This is a genomic window from Bacillus sp. LQ16 (genome assembly GCF_057784645.1).
This window is the reverse complement of record NZ_CM173491.1, coordinates 4,319,538-4,335,909: the sequence shown is the minus strand read 5'-3', so window position 1 is coordinate 4,335,909 and position 16,372 is coordinate 4,319,538. Positions and strand designations below refer to the sequence as shown.

The window sequence follows — 16,372 nt, the reverse complement described above, 5'->3', positions numbered from 1 at the left end:
CTATATTGGTGAGTCTCTTTTCTTTGCGTATAATAGAACTATGAAAGTTGTCTTTTGAAAGGGGAAAAGCATACGTGATACATACATACGAAGAAGCGATAGGGTGGATTCATAGCCGATTGAAATTTGGTATTAAACCAGGATTAGAAAGAATGAATTGGATGCTAGAAGAGCTCGGAAATCCAGAGCGTCATATAAAATGTATTCATCTTGCTGGTACAAATGGAAAAGGTTCAACGTTAACATATATGCGTTACATGTTAGAAGGCGCGAAATATAAGGTAGGAACGTTTACCTCTCCTTACATCGAAACATTTAATGAACGCATTAGTGTGAATGGAACACCAATTGCAGATGAAGAGATTACTGAACTCGTAAAGATGGTAAAACCAGTCGTGGAAAAACTAGATGAAACGGATTTAGGGGAAGCGACTGAGTTTGAAATTATTACTGTTATGGCAATTTGCTATTTCGGTAAAGTCAATTTCTGTGATGTTGTTTTATTTGAAACAGGGCTCGGTGGACGTTTTGATTCTACCAATGTTATACACCCTGTTCTCACGATTATTACGAATATCGGTCACGATCATATGCATATTTTAGGGAATACACTAGGAGAAATTGCATATGAAAAGGCGGGGATTATTAAGTCTGGTGTGCCGGTAATTACTGGTGTAAAAGATGAAGAAGCTTTGCAAGTCATTCAAAATGTTGCACAGGAAAACCATGCAAACTTATACGAACTTGGCAAGCATTTTACAGCGTTACATAAACAGTCTAACGAAGATGGGGAACAGTTTGATTTTACTTGTCCTTTTACCGCATTTGAAGATTTGCAAATCTCAATGAAAGGTATTCATCAAGTAGGAAATGCAGCGCTAGCACTTATGGCAGTAATGTATGTAAAAACATATTTATCATTTTTAATTGAGGAAGAGGGAATAAGAACGGGATTACGGGAAGCGTATTGGATTGGGCGCTTTGAAAAGCTACAAAGTAACCCGGATATTATTATAGATGGTGCTCATAATCCAGAAGGTATCGAAAGCCTTGTGAAAACAGTAGAAGCGCATTACAAAGATAAAAATGTAATAGTTTTATTTACTGCCCTTGGTGATAAACAATTGCATAACATGGTAGGCCGATTAGAAACCATTGCAGATGAAATGATTTTTACAACATTCGCCTTTGATCGTGCTATTTCTGCAGACAAGCTTGCATCATATTCACAAAAAGAATCAAAATTAGTTTTTGAAAATTGGAAAGAGGCAATTGATACAAAAGTTGAAATGATAGGGGAAAATGATGTTTTTATCATAACAGGTTCTCTTTATTTCATTTCTGAAGTTCGAAAATATATTCGAGAGAAAAACTAGATAGTCTTTGCTATCTAGTTTTTTGTTCTACAAATGAAGTCAAATGCATACATATAAGATAAATATATAGGGTTATTTGGCGAATTCCTCTGACAAATATCTCGTTTTTTTGTGAAATGAATATGATATGATGCGGACAACGATAAGAGGTGAGGTGTGAGTGTATGGACAAGCAATCACGAACGATCTCAGTGAAAGTGAATGGAACAGAAGCGAAGTATGAGGAAAAGAAGAAAGATGAATTTGAATGGATGGTAGTAGAAAGTGAACGACCTAAAAATGTTGTTCCGTTTCAAAAAGCGAAATCAGTGTCTGTGGAAAAATACCGAAAGAAGTGGAGTAATACATTAATTGCAATCGTTGCAACCGCAATTATTATCGGTACGACGTTTGGAATGGGGATGCTTCATTTACTTACTGGACAAGGAACAACAGGAGGAAGTGAAGTAACTGCTTCAAGGCCGACTGGAAATGGAGAATCAAAGGTGGGTGGAACGGCAGAACAAACACCAGCACCGAAAGAAGAAAAACAAAAGGCGCAGACAGGAACGTCATTGGATCCGATGAAATTATTCTTTGTTCAAGGGGGGCTTTATTCTTCTGAAGAAAAGGGACAGGCAGCTCTTGAAGAATGGAAAGGCAATGGGGGCATTGGTGCTTTGAGACCGAGCGGGGATAAGTATGCAATAGTTGTTGGTATTGCTAGCGATGAACAGGCTATAAATCAATTAATGACTAAGTATAAAAATGATGGTGTCTCCGTTTTAAAAAAGAACTGGGATATAACAGATAAAGCATTGCTGAAAGATGATAAAGAAGTAGGAACATTTTTAACAAAAGTGCAGCCATTATATACTCATTTAGCAAAATATGCTTCTAGCGTACAAGTTGGTGGAAAAAGCAGCGCAAAAGATATAGAAGTGATTGAAAAAGAATGGAAAGCGATTGAAAAAGAAGGGAAAAGTATGAAGCGAGAAGAAGCAAAGAAACTGTATATGTATACGTCGGTAGCTGTACAAACAGTAAAAGATGGGAAAATGGATAAGGAATCTTTGGCGAAATTAAATCAAGTTATTATTGATGGCTTACTCTCGTATGAAAAAATTGTTTCGTAGAAAGTGAAATGATAGGATAATAAAATGAGTAAGAAAGAAGTACATGTACTTCTTTCTTTTCTTTTGAATTTAGAGCAAAGTGCTTTCTCTATGACAGGAATATAATCGTATGCAATAAAGAAGTGTTATTTTTAGTTAGAGAAATTAATATTTCTTTCATTTGTGGGCAAACTATTCCTTTGATACGATTGATATAAATTGTTCTGCTTCATGTGAGAAAGGAAGGAGAAAATATGAAAAAAATAATTTTAGCTTCAGGGTCACCTCGGAGGAAGGAATTGCTTGAGTTAGCTAGCGTACCATTTGAAATCGTTGTAAGTGAAGTAGAGGAAACAATTGGTGCATATTCATCGCCTTCTGATATTGTAATGTCGCTTGCCTTGCAAAAAGCATCAGCGGTTGCAGAAAATAATAGTGATCACATTGTGTTAGGTGCAGATACAATTGTTACATATGAGTCGCGTATCCTTGGTAAGCCTTCTAATGAGGATGAGGCGAAAGAGATGTTACAATTACTATCTGGGAAAACACATGAAGTGTATACAGGTGTTGCGATTATATCAAAAGAAAAAACGGTTACTTTTTATGAGCGTACAGAAGTTACGTTTTGGGAATTAACAGAAGAGGAAATTGATACATACGTCGCGTCGAAAGAACCTCTTGATAAAGCAGGTAGTTATGGGATTCAAGGTAAAGGGTCTATTTTCGTTCAACATATTCAAGGGGACTACTATAGTGTAGTTGGCTTACCAATTGCACGTCTCGTTCGAGAATTAAAACAATTTGATATTGATGTAACCCATGCGTAAAATTGCATGGGGTTTTCTTTGAGAGAACAAATAAAGGGGTGGAGAGATGAACGGTATTCGTGATGTTGTAAGAGAAGAACAACCACGGGAGCGTTTATTGTCAGAAGGTGCTGGAAGTTTATCAAATCGAGAGCTCCTCGCAGTGTTACTCAGAACAGGTTCTAAAGAAGAAACAGTTTTAAAGTTGTCAGATAAAATTTTACACCAATTTGATGGCTTACGTATGTTGAAAGATGCAACATTAGAAGAGCTAATTAGTATACATGGGATTGGGATTTCAAAGGCATCGCAACTTATGGCAGCCTTTGAGCTAGGCAGAAGAATGGTACGTTTAGAATATCAAAATAGATATAGTATTCGAAGTCCAGAAGATTGTGCGAAATACATGATGGAAGAAATGCGCTTTTTACAACAAGAGCATTTTGTTTGTTTATATTTAAATACAAAAAATCAAGTTATACATAGGCAAACGATCTTTATTGGAAGTTTAAACACGTCAATTGTACACCCAAGGGAAGTTTTTAAAGAAGCCTTCCGTCGTGCAGCAGCCTCTATCATATGTCTTCATAACCATCCCTCAGGAGATCCCACGCCGAGCCGTGAAGATATTGAAGTAACAAAACGCTTAGTAGAATGCGGTCAGATTATCGGAATTGAAGTGCTTGATCATATTATAATAGGTGACCATAAATTCGTGAGTTTAAAGGAAAAAGGTCATATTTAAGACTATGCTTTTTACTTATTTTGTTTTATAATGTGATTTATGAGTTTTTTGTAGAAATTTATCTACAAAAAGGATAAAGATATAAAAAACGTACTGTTTTTATAATATAAAGTAAGAAAAAATGAGTCCGTGAAAACAAGAAAGGAAGATAAATAATATGTTTGGATTTGGTGGATTTACTCGCGATCTTGGAATAGACTTAGGAACTGCGAACACGCTTGTATATGTAAAAGGAAAAGGTGTAGTTTTACGTGAACCTTCAGTAGTTGCGTTACAAACTGATACGAAACAAATCGTTGCTGTAGGTAGCGATGCAAAACAAATGATTGGTCGTACACCAGGGAACGTTGTGGCACTTCGTCCGATGAAAGACGGTGTAATTGCTGATTATGAAACAACTGCAACAATGATGAAATATTACATTCAACAAGCTCAAAAATCAAACGGTTTCTTCTCACGTAAGCCGTATGTAATGGTATGTGTACCATCTGGTATTACAGCTGTAGAAAGACGTGCAGTAATCGATGCGACTCGTCAAGCGGGTGCTCGTGATGCTTATCCTATCGAAGAGCCATTTGCAGCAGCAATTGGTGCAAACTTACCTGTTTGGGAACCAACTGGTAGTATGGTTGTTGATATCGGTGGTGGTACAACAGAAGTTGCAATTATTTCTTTAGGTGGTATTGTAACAAGCCAGTCAGTTCGTGTTGCTGGTGATGATATGGATGATTCAATCATTCAGTACATTAAGAAAAGCTATAACTTAATGATTGGTGAAAGAACAGCTGAAGCATTAAAATTAGAAATTGGTTCTGCAGGCGAGCCAGAAGGTATCGAGCCTATGGAAATTCGCGGTCGTGATTTAGTAAGTGGTTTACCAAAAACAGTACTAATTCAGCCAGAAGAAATTGCAGATGCATTAAAAGATACAGTAGATGCGATTGTAGAATCAGTTAAAAATACGTTAGAAAAAACGCCACCTGAATTAGCGGCTGATATTATGGACCGCGGTATCGTATTAACAGGCGGCGGGGCATTACTACGTAATTTAGATAAAGTAATTAGTGAAGAAACGAAAATGCCAGTTCTTGTTGCAGAAGATCCATTAGATTGCGTAGCAATTGGAACAGGTAAAGCATTAGACAATATCGATCTTTTCAAAACTGCTGCTCGATAATATTGCAAAATAAAAATCAGTGAAATTAAGAGGGTGTGAACGTGCCACAGTTTTTCTTAAACAAAAGATTAATTGTTTTGTTGGTTAGTATTATTCTTCTCGTGGCATTGATTGGAATCTCATTGAAAGAACGGAACAGTTTAACATGGCCAGAGCAGTTTGTTAAAGACACTGTCGGTGTTGTAGAACGTGTATTCCAAAAGCCAGCGAAATACGTAGCTGGATTCTTCGAAAATGTAGAAGATGTAAAGCGCACGTATGAAGAGAATAAAGAATTAAAAGCAAAATTAGATAATTATGCAGGTCTATCAGGGAAAGTAAAACAACTAGAAGATGATAACAAGAAGCTACAAGAGCTAACTGGTAAAAAAGAGTTAAATAGCGGGTATACTGAAATTCCAGCTACTGTTGTTTCTCGTAATCCAGATAAATGGTACGATTTAATTGGAATTGATAAAGGGGCACAGCAAGGAATTAAAAAAGATATGGCTGTAGTAACTTCACAAGGGTTAGTTGGAAGAGTGAAAAGTGTATCTCAGTTTACATCATCAGTAGAATTACTAAGTTCTATGAGCCGAACAAATCGCGTTTCTGCTATTGTACAAGGGCAAGAGAAAATCTTTGGTTTGATTGAAGGTTATGACAAAGAAAAACAATTACTTCTTTTCACAAAGATTGGCTCTGATGCACCGGTAGAAAAAGATCAACTAGTTGTAACATCTGGACTTGGTGATATTTTCCCGAAAGGTCTTGTAATTGGAAAAATCGTTGATGTTCAGCCGGATGCATATGGCTTAACAAAAACAGCTTATGTAAAACCTGCCGCTGATTTAAATGACGTAGAGCATATTACGGTTGCTAAACGTGCAACACCTTCAGCGCCATTAGAATAGGAGGAGAAGAAGAGATGATGAAGATATTAAAAAGAGCAGCTCTTCCTCTTTTGCTCCTTTTTGTGTTTCTATTTGAAAATATGTTTGCTACTGTTGTTCCAACGGATGTGTTTTGGAAAGACAGTATAGCAGCACCGCATTTCTTTATAATCGTCTTATGTTTTATTACAGTGTATTATAGTCCGGTCCAAGGGATTTATTACGGACTATTATTTGGCTTCTTATTTGATACCGTATACACAGAACTTGTCGGGATATATATTTTTGCTTATCCGATTTTAGCTTATTTAGTTTATAGTGTGATGAAAGTATTACAATTGAATTTATTTATTGTTGTTTCTATCATATTAGCTAGCATTGTAGCACTAGAGTATTATGTGTATGGATTCTTAACTTTGTTAGGACGTACTCATATGCCAGCGCATGTCTTTTTCACAGATCGTCTCCTTTCTACTTTATTGTTAAATGCTATTTTCTTATTGATAGTTTGTTTCCCACTGAGACGATATATAGTGCGTCTTTCAAAAGCGATGGAAGAAAAAGAAAAAAGGATTTTCTAATTTTATGTCGAATTGAATCGGTGGGGTGAACTTTAGTGGAAGAAAAAAAGCAACAAAATGTAACGATAAAAGGGACAAAAGATGGGATAACGCTTCATTTAGATGATTGTTGTTCATTCTCAGAATTATTGATGGAATTAGACGAAAAACTTTCTACACATTACTACGATGGTGATGGGCGCTCTTTAATTGAAGTGCATGTGAAAGTAGGAAATCGTTATTTAACAGAAGTCCAACAAGAAGAGATTCGTACGTTAATTCGTAATAAAAAGAATCTTGTTGTGGATTCAATTGAAAGTGATGTTATCACTAAAGCAGAAGCAATAGCTTGGAAAGAAGAAACAGAAATTGTCCCTATTTCCAAAATTGTTCGCTCTGGACAAGTTTTACATGTAAAAGGAAATTTGTTGTTAATTGGAGATGTTAATCCAGGCGGAACGGTTATCGCTGGGGGGAATATTTTTGTCGTAGGATCATTAAGAGGAATTGCACATGCTGGGTATTATGGGGATTCAGATGCTGTAATCGCTGCATCTGTTATGAACCCGATGCAACTTCGAATTAGTGATGTGGCAATGCGGGCTCCGGAAGAGAAAGAAGACGGAGCGGAGGCGGCAGAATGTGCGTATATTAATGAGAACAATCACATTGTTGTCGATCGCCTGCAACTTCTCACTCATCTTAGACCTAATTTAACAAAGTTAGAAAGGGGAATTGTATAGCTGTGGGAGAGGCAATAGTAATTACATCTGGAAAAGGCGGAGTAGGTAAAACTACTACATCTGCGAACATTGGTACGGCCCTAGCGTTATCTGGAAAGAAAGTGTGCTTAATTGACACAGATATCGGTCTTCGAAATTTAGACGTAGTAATGGGGCTGGAAAATCGTATTGTATTTGATCTTGTTGATGTCGTTGAAGGGCGTTGCCGTTTACCTCAGGCTCTTATTAAAGACAAACGTTTTGATGATCTTTATTTATTACCTGCAGCACAAACGAGTGATAAATCAGCGGTAACACCTGAACAAATGGATGAATTAATACAAGTATTACGTCAAGATTATGATTACATATTAATCGATTGTCCTGCGGGGATTGAGCAGGGATTTAAAAATGCGGTAGCTGGTGCGGATAAAGCAATCGTTGTTACGACTCCAGAAGTATCCTCAATGCGCGATGCGGATCGTATTATTGGGCTTTTAGAAAAAGAGGATATTGAACCACCGAAACTTGTTATTAACCGTGTACGTAGTCATATGCTTCATGAACAGGATATGTTAGATGTTGATGAAATTGTACGTACATTGTCAATTGAGCTTCTTGGTGTTGTCGAAGATGACGATGAAGTTATTCGAGCTACAAATACAGGTGAACCTGTGGCGTTGCAACCAAGCGGAAAAGCAGCGTTGGCTTATCGTAATATTGCAAGACGCTTGTTAGGTGAGAATGTACCATTACAAGCATTTGAACAAGAAAAGGTATCGGTATTTGCAAAGGTGAAAAACTTCTTTGGAATCCGTTAAGAGCACTTCGCACATATGCGAGGTGCTTTCTTTTTTCTTCACACGAATATCTTTCTTTCTTAGCTCATACATATGTACAAACTGTATACAACTGTTTCTATTGAAATTAGCTTAACGAAAGAAAGGAGACAGTATGAAGAATAGACGCGTAGAAGAAATTAAAAAGCGGATTGCAAAAAGGAAGGCCGAGCAAGAAAGGATGGAGGAAGAACAGTATTTTACCGGAGGGAATTTTGATAGCGAAACAGTAGTTATTGAAGATGGAGAAAAGGAAATACATCCTTTATTTCGAAAGGAAGTCTTTTTCTTCAAAGTTTTATTATCGGCAATATTAGTTCTTTCGGTTGCTATTTTATATAAGAATGCTCCTTCTTCATTCAATGGAGCTAAAGCTGTTACAGAAAAAGTGATGAAAGAGGAATTTCAGTTTGCTACTGTAGCGAAATGGTACGAAAAGCAATTTGGAAAACCGCTCGTATTCTATTCGCCAAACGAGAAAAAAGAAGGAAGTATTCAGCAAAAAGATTATGCAATTCCCGCTTCTGGAAAGGTAATGCAAGGGTTTCAAAAAAATGGCCAAGGTGTATTTGTCCAAACAGCTAGCAATGCAACGGTTGAGTCAGTGAATGAAGGATTAGTTGTTTTTGCGGGTAAGAAAGAGGAACTTGGAAATACAGTTCAAATTCAACATGCAGATGGTACGGAGTCATGGTATGCAAACTTAAACGATATGTCAGTGAAATTATATGATTACGTTTCAAAGAAACAAAAAATTGGAACGGTGAGTAATGATACAAATGATAAAAATGGAAAGTTTTATTTCGCGATAAAAAAGAATGAAAAATTTATTGATCCGATCCAGGTGATATCATTTGATTAAATATAGAGACGTTTTGACGAAAATTTCCGTGCATCCATTATTTTGGGTTATTATTGTCATTGGTATTTTTACTGCACGTTTTAAAGAGTTACTACTGTTATTTTGTATCGTTCTTATTCATGAACTTGGGCATGCTATTGCAGCAGCACACTATAATTGGCGTATAAAAAGAATTCAGCTTTTGCCGTTTGGTGGCGTGGCCGAGCTTGAGGAACATGGTAATAAGTCATTGAAAGAGGAACTTGTTGTCGTAATTGCAGGGCCGATTCAACATGTTTGGATGATGCTGGTAGGTTATATGTTGTTTGAAGCCGGTTGGTTGAATGCAGATTTATATTATTTCTTTATGTGGAATAATATAATTATTTTAGCGTTTAATTTACTCCCTATTTGGCCGTTAGATGGCGGGAAAGTATTGTTTAATATACTATCATATCGTTTTCCTTATTTACAAGCACATGAAAAGATGATGAAATTGTCATGTGTTTTTTTTGGTGTAATATTAGGATGGCAGTTGCTCTGGAATAGTAACAATATTATGATGTGGGTACTACTCATATTTTTGGCAGTGTCGTTATATCAAGAGTGGAAACAAAGACGGTATGCATTTATGCGTTTTTTATTAGAACGTTATTATGGAAATAAAAGAGGGATTGAAAAGATTGCACCTATTGAAGTGCAATCAGAAGATCATTTATATAAGATATTCACAAAATTTCGTAGAGGATATAAGCATTCTATTATCGTCCGTGGAAAATATAAAGAGCATTACACATTGGATGAAAATGAATTGCTCTATGCATATTTTACTGAAAAACGAACAACCTCATCAGTTGAAGAATTAATCGGTTAGTGTTGACGATAGCACTAACCTTTTATTATTGTAAAAGCAAAGAAGATTATAAAGTGAGGAAATAATTTTGAAAACGTTATATGTGAATTACGCTGGTTCGGAAAAGCGCGTTGCAATTGAAGAGAAGAAAAAGATTGTTGAGTTTTTATGGAAACGTAATGAAGAGCAAGAGATTGTTGGGCATATTTATGTTGGACGTATCGTAAGAACAATTGCTGGAATGAACGCAGCTTTTGTAAATATAGGTTTAGAAAAACATGCGTATCTTTCATACGATGATGTACCACCTTCTTATCGTATACATGAAGGGCAAGCGATACTCGTACAGGTTGTGAAAGAGGCAATTGATACGAAAGGGCCTAAATTGACAGCGAATATAGAATTTACCGGGAAATATGTCGTTTATATGCCGTTTGATGAGATGCGAGCTGTTTCTCGGAAAATAAAAAATAATAAAAGAAGACAACAGTTACTTGAAATTGAAGTAGAAGGAACGGGAGGTTACATTTTCCGCTCTGCTTCTGAAAAAGGGGAAATTGAAGAAATACAAGCTGAAATGCAAGGGTTACAACAGTTGTATGAAGAGTTAAAAAGAAAAGAGGATCAAGGAAAGGCGCCGTTATTACTTCATCGACCGGCGACCTTTTTAGATCGTGTATTTCAAGAGAATCCAATTGAAACAATTGAAAAAGTAGTTGTAGATACAAGAAGTATAGTAAAAGAGTTAGAAGACAAAGTTGGAAAAGAAAAAGTATCTTTTTATAATGAAAAGTCTTCGATGTTTAACCATTTTGGAATAGAGCGTGAAATTGAGAAAGCACTCCAAAAAATTGTGTGGCTTCCAAATGGTGCTTATTTAATTGTAGAGCAAATGGAGACGATGACTGTAATTGATGTGAATACGGGCAAGTTTACTGGAAAACAAAATTTACAAGATACAGTACTTCGCACAAATGAGATGGCAGCTGAAGAAATTGCACGCCAATTAAGACTTCGTGATATTGGTGGTATGATATTAATTGATTTTATTAATATGAAAAAAAGAGAAGATAAAGAAAAGGTAAGAGAATGTCTCATAGCTGCTATGAAAGATGATCGTACTTATACAAGAGTACTTGGATTTACTGAGTTAGGAATTTTGGAGATGACACGAAAACGTAAAAAACATTCTTTACGTGACGTATTACTAGAAGAGTGTGTATCTTGCAAAGCGACGGGTTATGTAATGTCGTATGAAACAATTGCGTATGAGCTAGAGAGAGAATTAATCACATATGGCAACATAGAGGATGAGGCAGTATTAATCGCTGCGCCTAAAGAACTGCAAAAACAATTTTTGCAAAAAGAATTACAAAAAAATATTCCATTTGAAATTTATTTCAAAGATGATATTATCGAAAAGTACGCTATTATCCGTTTTGGAAGTAAAAAAGAAATTGTAGAACGGAAAAAATAGTTAGTAGAAGATTCATTGACAATACTCAATGAATTATGGTAACATCTTTATGTTATAGTTTATAGCACCTAAACGGCTATATGCTACAACCGCACAAGACAGGTTCCCTAAAGGCATTTATGTCTACCTCGTTTTTGGCGAGTCTTAGTAATTAAGAGGAGGTGCAAGTATGTACGCAATTATCGAAACAGGTGGAAAACAAATTAAAGTTGAAGCTGGTCAAGCAATCTACATTGAAAAATTAGATGTTGAAGCTGGTGAAACTGTTACTTTTGACAAAGTTCTTTTCGTTGGTGGCGAAAACGTTAAAGTTGGTAGCCCAGTTGTAGAAGGTGCAACAGTTACTGCGAAAGTTGAAAAACAAGGTCGCGCTAAGAAAATCATCGTTTTCAAATACAAAGCGAAAAAGAACAATCGTAAGAAACAAGGTCATCGTCAACCTTACACTAAGCTAGTTGTTGAAGCTATCAACGCTTAATTCTGGTTAACATGATTAAAATTACGATAAGTCGCACGAAATTAGGAAGTATCCAATCATTTAAAATGACTGGACATGCCGATTATGCGCCACATGGACAAGACCTTGTCTGTGCTGGAACTACAGCGGTTGTGTTTGGTTCTATAAATGCAGTGGAAGAACTTTGTAATGTGCAGGCAACTATTGAACTCGGAAGTGATGGCGGATTCTTAACGTATGAATTGCCTAATGATTTAGACGTTCATGCAGCAGAAAAAGCACAGATACTTTTAGAAGGATTGGTTGTTTCGCTTAAGACGATCGAACTTGATTACGGAAAGTATATCCGTTTAATAGAAAAAGTGCAGGAGGTGTAACGTATGTTAAGATTAGATCTTCAGTTTTTCGCATCTAAGAAAGGTGTAGGTAGTACAAAGAACGGTCGTGACTCTCAGTCAAAACGTCTTGGTGCTAAACGCGCAGATGGTCAAACGGTTTCAGGTGGTTCAATTCTTTACCGTCAACGCGGTACAAAAATTTATCCAGGTGTTAACGTTGGTCGTGGTGGCGATGACACTTTATACGCGAAAGTTGACGGCGTAGTACGCTTTGAGCGTCTTGGCCGTGACCGCAAACAAGTGAGCGTATATCCTGTTGCTCAAGAAGCATAAGAACTCACGGAAAACTCTAACCTGAGTGCAGGTTAGAGTTTTTCTATATTAAGGGGTATCTAAATGAATGAAAAATGGACAATTATAGATGCATTGCGCCATTCAAGACATGATTGGCTCAATCGTATGCAGATGGTGAAAGGAAACCTTTCACTTGGAAAAGTGGAAGAAATTCATAGTCTCATCGATCGTTTTGTCCAAGAAGCGAGACAAGAATCCAATCTGATGGGGCTATCAATGCCTTTATTTTCAGAGTGGATTTTAACATATAATTGGAAACAGCAGCCGTGCTTATTGGAGTACGAAGTATTAGGGAAATTACATAACTTATCTCACTTAGATGAGACTGTATGTACATGGACGAATCAATTTTTCTCAATGCTTCAGCATAGTTTAGACGTATATGTTGAAAATTATGTTTGTATCACAATTGAATGTGACGCGGAGAATGTTCGTTTCTTTTTTGATTTTCGTGGTAAGCTAACGAGTGTAGAAGAACTACAGAATTGGCTTGCGACCCAAAACAATAAATGGTATTCCATTTCTTATACAGTGCGAGACGAAGAAGTCTCAGTTATATTACAACCAATTGAAAAAAGTGTGGTGAAATAATGTTTGTAGATCAGGTCAAGATATATGTAAAAGGCGGCGACGGTGGTAACGGTATGGTTGCGTATCGTCGTGAGAAGTATGTTCCTAAAGGTGGCCCAGCAGGTGGCGACGGCGGTAAAGGTGCAGATGTTGTTTTCGTAGTTGAGGAAGGCTTACGTACATTAATGGACTTCCGCTACCAACGTCATTTCAAAGCTGATCGCGGTCAGCACGGAATGAGTAAAGGTCAGCACGGGCGTAAATCTGAAGATTTACTTGTAAAGGTTCCGCCAGGAACAGTAGTAAAAGATGAAAAAACTGGTCAAATTCTTGCCGATTTAGTAACGCATGGACAAACTGCTGTAATTGCAAAAGGTGGCCGTGGTGGCCGTGGTAACTCACGTTTTGCAACAGCTACGAACCCAGCGCCAGAAATCGCTGAGAACGGGGAACCAGGTCAAGAGCGTGATGTCATTCTAGAACTTAAAGTACTAGCAGACGTTGGACTTGTTGGATTCCCAAGTGTAGGTAAATCTACATTATTATCTGTTGTATCATCAGCGCGTCCGAAAATTGCAGAGTATCACTTCACAACAATCGTTCCGAATCTTGGTGTTGTTGAAACTGGTGATAACCGCAGCTTCGTTATGGCTGACCTTCCAGGACTAATTGAAGGCGCACATGCTGGCGTCGGACTTGGACACCAATTCTTACGTCATATTGAGCGTACACGTGTAATCGTGCATGTTATTGATATGTCTGGTTTAGAAGGCCGTGATCCATATGAAGATTACGTAACGATTAATAATGAATTAAAAGAATACAATCTTCGCTTAACTGAGCGTCCACAAGTTGTTGTTGCAAACAAAATGGATATGCCAGATGCAGAAGAAAACTTACAAGCATTTAAAGAGAAAGTGGGAGACGAAGTAAAAATTTTCCCAATCTCAGCTGTAACAAGACAAGGTGTTCGTGACTTACTGTTTGAAGTAGCAAACTTAATAGAAACAACACCAGAATTCCCAATACATGAAGTTGCGGATGAGTCTGATACAAGTGTAATGTACAAATTTGATACTGAAGGTGTTAAATTTGAAATTACACGTGAAAGTGATGGCACGTTTGTTATCTCTGGTTACGATATCGAGAAAACATTCAAGATGACAGACTTCTCACGTGATGAATCTATACGTCGTTTCGCTCGTCAAATGCGCGGAATGGGTATTGATGAAGCGCTTCGTGCACGTGGTGCAAAAGACGGAGATATTGTGAAAATTCTTGAATATGAATTTGAATTTATCGATTAAGACTGCCGAAATACGGCAGTCTTTTTTTATATCGTAAAAATCGGATTTATATAGGAAAAAATCCCCACTAATTAAATTTTCAATTTATAATGGAAAAAGGAGTAAATGTAGAAGAATTCTTTTATGGGGAGAAAAAGAACATGTATAAAATATTAATTGTAGAAGACGATGAGAAAATTGCGGGAATATTAGAGGAGCATTTAGAAAGGTATGGCTATCAATCATTTAGAGCAAGTGATTTACGTCATATAAAAGATGAGTTTGTAAAAATAAATCCTCATCTTGTGTTACTTGATATTAATTTACCGTACTTTGACGGTTTTTATTGGTGTCGTCAAATTCGTACTGTATCGAATGCGCCGATTATTTTTGTTTCTGCAAGAACAGGGGAAATGGATCAAGTAATGGCGATTGAAAATGGCGGCGATGATTATATTACGAAGCCATTCCATTTAGATATCGTAATGGCAAAGGTGAAGAGTGCGCTTCGCCGTGGCTATGGAGAGTATGCCTCTGCTGCTGAGAGTGATTGTTTAGGTGTAAATGGACTGTTGTTATTCCCGTCCCAGCATATCGTTGAGTGGCAGGGACAACAAACTGAACTGACAAAAAATGAGTTTTACTTATTAGAGTGTTTAATGAAACAGGTGAATCAATATGTAACGCGTGAAGAACTGTTAGAAGCTCTATGGGATGAAGTAGCATTTGTGGATGATAATACATTAACCGTAAATGTAAAACGTGTAAGGAAGAAACTAGAAGAGCTAGGCATTAAAAATGCAATTGTAACGAAACGTGGATATGGTTATGCGCTTCTTACAGAGTGGGGCGAAGGGCATGAAGGTTAAAAATTACCTCATGGACCGCTTTTCTTTAATACTTTCTTATATTGTTAGCCTTTGTTTATTTGGGCTTGTTTTGCAGTTGCAAAGTCTTTTAGAAAAGAAATCCATTGATTGGAGTACGTGGTTATATGGACTTTTATTAGGGACAGTTGTGTTTACTGTATACCTCATTTACGATTACCGAAAACGGAGTGTGTTTTTAAAGAGGATCGAAAAGTATGTTACTGGTGGAAATACATTACATGACTCTTTACTTATTGATGAATCTTATACATCAGAGCAAGAAATGGTCGTTGAATCTTTTACGTTATTAAGACAGCAATATATGAATGAAGTTCATAAACAGCATGGGAAAGAGCAACAGCAAATGATATTTATGAACCAATGGATTCACCAAATGAAAACACCAGTATCTGTTATTGAATTATTGTTGCAGAAGTTTGGCAAGGAGCATCGTGAGGCAAGAGCAACAGTTGAAAGTATTCGTGAAGAAAATAACCGTATACTAAATGGTTTAGATTTAGCGTTACATATGGCAAGGCTAGAGCAGTTTGCGAAGGATTATAAAGTAGAAGTAGTAAATGTTATAGATGTCGTGCGAGGTATTATTAATGAAAATCGAAAATCCTTCATTCAATCGTCTGTATTTCCGAAAGTGATGTTTGAAGAAGATACTTGTATGGTTGCATCTGATAGAAAATGGCTGAGTATTGCTATAGGTCAAATTGTTGTAAACGCAATCAAGTATACAAAAATTTCAGCGGCAGAGAAAAAAGAAATTCAATTTCAAATTGAAGAGAAAAATCAAAAGGTGTTATTACATATTAAGGACAATGGAATTGGTATTCCAGAGCAAGACGTAAAGCGCATATTTGATCCATTCTTTACGGGAATAAATGGACGTAAAACGAGAGAAGCGACTGGGATGGGCTTATATATTACGAAGGAAATTTGCGATAATTTACATCATGGAATATATGTTCAATCGGCTGAAGGAGAAGGAACAACATTCACGTTCCAATTTGCAAAAGATGAAGAGTATCATACATTAATGAGAAAAATGACAAAACTGTAAGATAACAAAACGTTTTGTAAGGAAAATCACTCGTTTCTTTTTCTTATTTTTCTTATAGTAA

Annotated in this window: 19 protein-coding genes and 1 other annotated feature; all 19 genes read left to right on the top strand. The window is 36.7% G+C overall.

Translation table 11 applies throughout. From position 1 onward, the window contains the following. Positions 1–74: 74 nt before the first annotated feature. The 19 genes from AC3EMB_RS21865 (at position 75) to AC3EMB_RS21775 (ending at position 16,311) form a co-directional block, all read left to right on the top strand. Positions 75–1,376 carry a bifunctional folylpolyglutamate synthase/dihydrofolate synthase gene (locus AC3EMB_RS21865; RefSeq protein WP_023523115.1) on the top strand — a complete coding sequence of 434 codons (1,302 nt, stop codon included), beginning with the start codon at positions 75–77 and terminating at the stop codon, positions 1,374–1,376. Between the two features lie 164 nt (positions 1,377–1,540). Next, the gene (locus AC3EMB_RS21860; RefSeq protein ID WP_023523114.1) at positions 1,541–2,491 is read left to right on the top strand and encodes a hypothetical protein; all 951 of its coding nucleotides are present in this window, start codon (positions 1,541–1,543) and stop codon (positions 2,489–2,491) included. A gap of 233 nt (positions 2,492–2,724) precedes the next feature. Further along, on the top strand, positions 2,725–3,300 hold the full coding sequence (locus AC3EMB_RS21855; protein WP_029443367.1) for a Maf family protein: 576 nt from the start codon (positions 2,725–2,727) through the stop codon (positions 3,298–3,300). Between the two features lie 46 nt (positions 3,301–3,346). Beyond that, positions 3,347–4,024 carry a RadC family protein gene (gene radC, locus AC3EMB_RS21850; protein ID WP_053563605.1) on the top strand — a complete coding sequence of 226 codons (678 nt, stop codon included), beginning with the start codon at positions 3,347–3,349 and terminating at the stop codon, positions 4,022–4,024. Between the two features lie 157 nt (positions 4,025–4,181). Beyond that, the gene (mreB, locus tag AC3EMB_RS21845) at positions 4,182–5,201 is read left to right on the top strand and encodes a cell shape-determining protein MreB (protein WP_000466736.1); all 1,020 of its coding nucleotides are present in this window, start codon (positions 4,182–4,184) and stop codon (positions 5,199–5,201) included. Between the two features lie 41 nt (positions 5,202–5,242). Beyond that, the gene (gene mreC / locus AC3EMB_RS21840; RefSeq protein ID WP_001135487.1) at positions 5,243–6,094 is read left to right on the top strand and encodes a rod shape-determining protein MreC; all 852 of its coding nucleotides are present in this window, start codon (positions 5,243–5,245) and stop codon (positions 6,092–6,094) included. A 14-nt stretch (positions 6,095–6,108) separates the two neighbouring features. Continuing rightward, entirely contained in the window at positions 6,109–6,654 is a 546-nt protein-coding gene (gene mreD, locus AC3EMB_RS21835; RefSeq protein ID WP_000975765.1) for a rod shape-determining protein MreD, read from the top strand. Between the two features lie 35 nt (positions 6,655–6,689). Further along, entirely contained in the window at positions 6,690–7,376 is a 687-nt protein-coding gene (gene minC / locus AC3EMB_RS21830; RefSeq protein ID WP_000391521.1) for a septum site-determining protein MinC, read from the top strand. 2 nt (positions 7,377–7,378) lie between these two features. Then, a complete protein-coding gene (minD, locus tag AC3EMB_RS21825; RefSeq protein ID WP_000503309.1) occupies positions 7,379–8,176 on the top strand; it encodes a septum site-determining protein MinD in 798 nt (265 codons plus the stop codon). Between the two features lie 133 nt (positions 8,177–8,309). Beyond that, a complete protein-coding gene (gene spoIVFA, locus AC3EMB_RS21820; RefSeq protein WP_071729577.1) occupies positions 8,310–9,056 on the top strand; it encodes a stage IV sporulation protein SpoIVFA in 747 nt (248 codons plus the stop codon). Next, complete coding sequence (gene spoIVFB / locus AC3EMB_RS21815) at positions 9,049–9,909, top strand: stage IV sporulation intramembrane metalloprotease SpoIVFB (RefSeq protein WP_000599064.1); 861 nt, start codon at positions 9,049–9,051, stop codon at positions 9,907–9,909. The genes spoIVFA and spoIVFB overlap by 8 nt, the downstream gene beginning before the upstream one ends. A gap of 67 nt (positions 9,910–9,976) precedes the next feature. Continuing rightward, positions 9,977–11,365, top strand: coding sequence for an Rne/Rng family ribonuclease (locus AC3EMB_RS21810; protein WP_016512286.1), 1,389 nt, complete (start codon positions 9,977–9,979; stop codon positions 11,363–11,365). Positions 11,366–11,442: 77 nt separating this feature from the next. Beyond that, positions 11,443–11,520, top strand: a sequence feature (ribosomal protein L21 leader region). 14 nt (positions 11,521–11,534) lie between these two features. After that, positions 11,535–11,843: a 50S ribosomal protein L21 gene (gene rplU, locus AC3EMB_RS21805; protein ID WP_000270907.1), complete on the top strand. Its 309-nt coding sequence runs from the start codon at positions 11,535–11,537 to the stop codon at positions 11,841–11,843. A gap of 11 nt (positions 11,844–11,854) precedes the next feature. Next, positions 11,855–12,199: a ribosomal-processing cysteine protease Prp gene (locus AC3EMB_RS21800; protein WP_002094147.1), complete on the top strand. Its 345-nt coding sequence runs from the start codon at positions 11,855–11,857 to the stop codon at positions 12,197–12,199. Positions 12,200–12,202: 3 nt separating this feature from the next. Next, on the top strand, positions 12,203–12,493 hold the full coding sequence (gene rpmA, locus AC3EMB_RS21795; protein ID WP_000944957.1) for a 50S ribosomal protein L27: 291 nt from the start codon (positions 12,203–12,205) through the stop codon (positions 12,491–12,493). Positions 12,494–12,556: 63 nt separating this feature from the next. After that, positions 12,557–13,105, top strand: a complete 549-nt coding sequence (locus tag AC3EMB_RS21790; protein ID WP_488517265.1) for a Spo0B C-terminal domain-containing protein — start codon at positions 12,557–12,559, stop codon at positions 13,103–13,105. Then, positions 13,105–14,391 carry a GTPase ObgE gene (gene obgE / locus AC3EMB_RS21785; RefSeq protein WP_000497127.1) on the top strand — a complete coding sequence of 429 codons (1,287 nt, stop codon included), beginning with the start codon at positions 13,105–13,107 and terminating at the stop codon, positions 14,389–14,391. Before AC3EMB_RS21790 ends, obgE begins: the two co-directional genes overlap by 1 nt. A gap of 140 nt (positions 14,392–14,531) precedes the next feature. After that, positions 14,532–15,239: a response regulator transcription factor gene (locus AC3EMB_RS21780; protein WP_002082113.1), complete on the top strand. Its 708-nt coding sequence runs from the start codon at positions 14,532–14,534 to the stop codon at positions 15,237–15,239. Continuing rightward, on the top strand, positions 15,229–16,311 hold the full coding sequence (locus AC3EMB_RS21775) for an ATP-binding protein (RefSeq protein WP_488517264.1): 1,083 nt from the start codon (positions 15,229–15,231) through the stop codon (positions 16,309–16,311). Before AC3EMB_RS21780 ends, AC3EMB_RS21775 begins: the two co-directional genes overlap by 11 nt. The last annotated feature ends 61 nt before the right edge of the window (positions 16,312–16,372 follow it).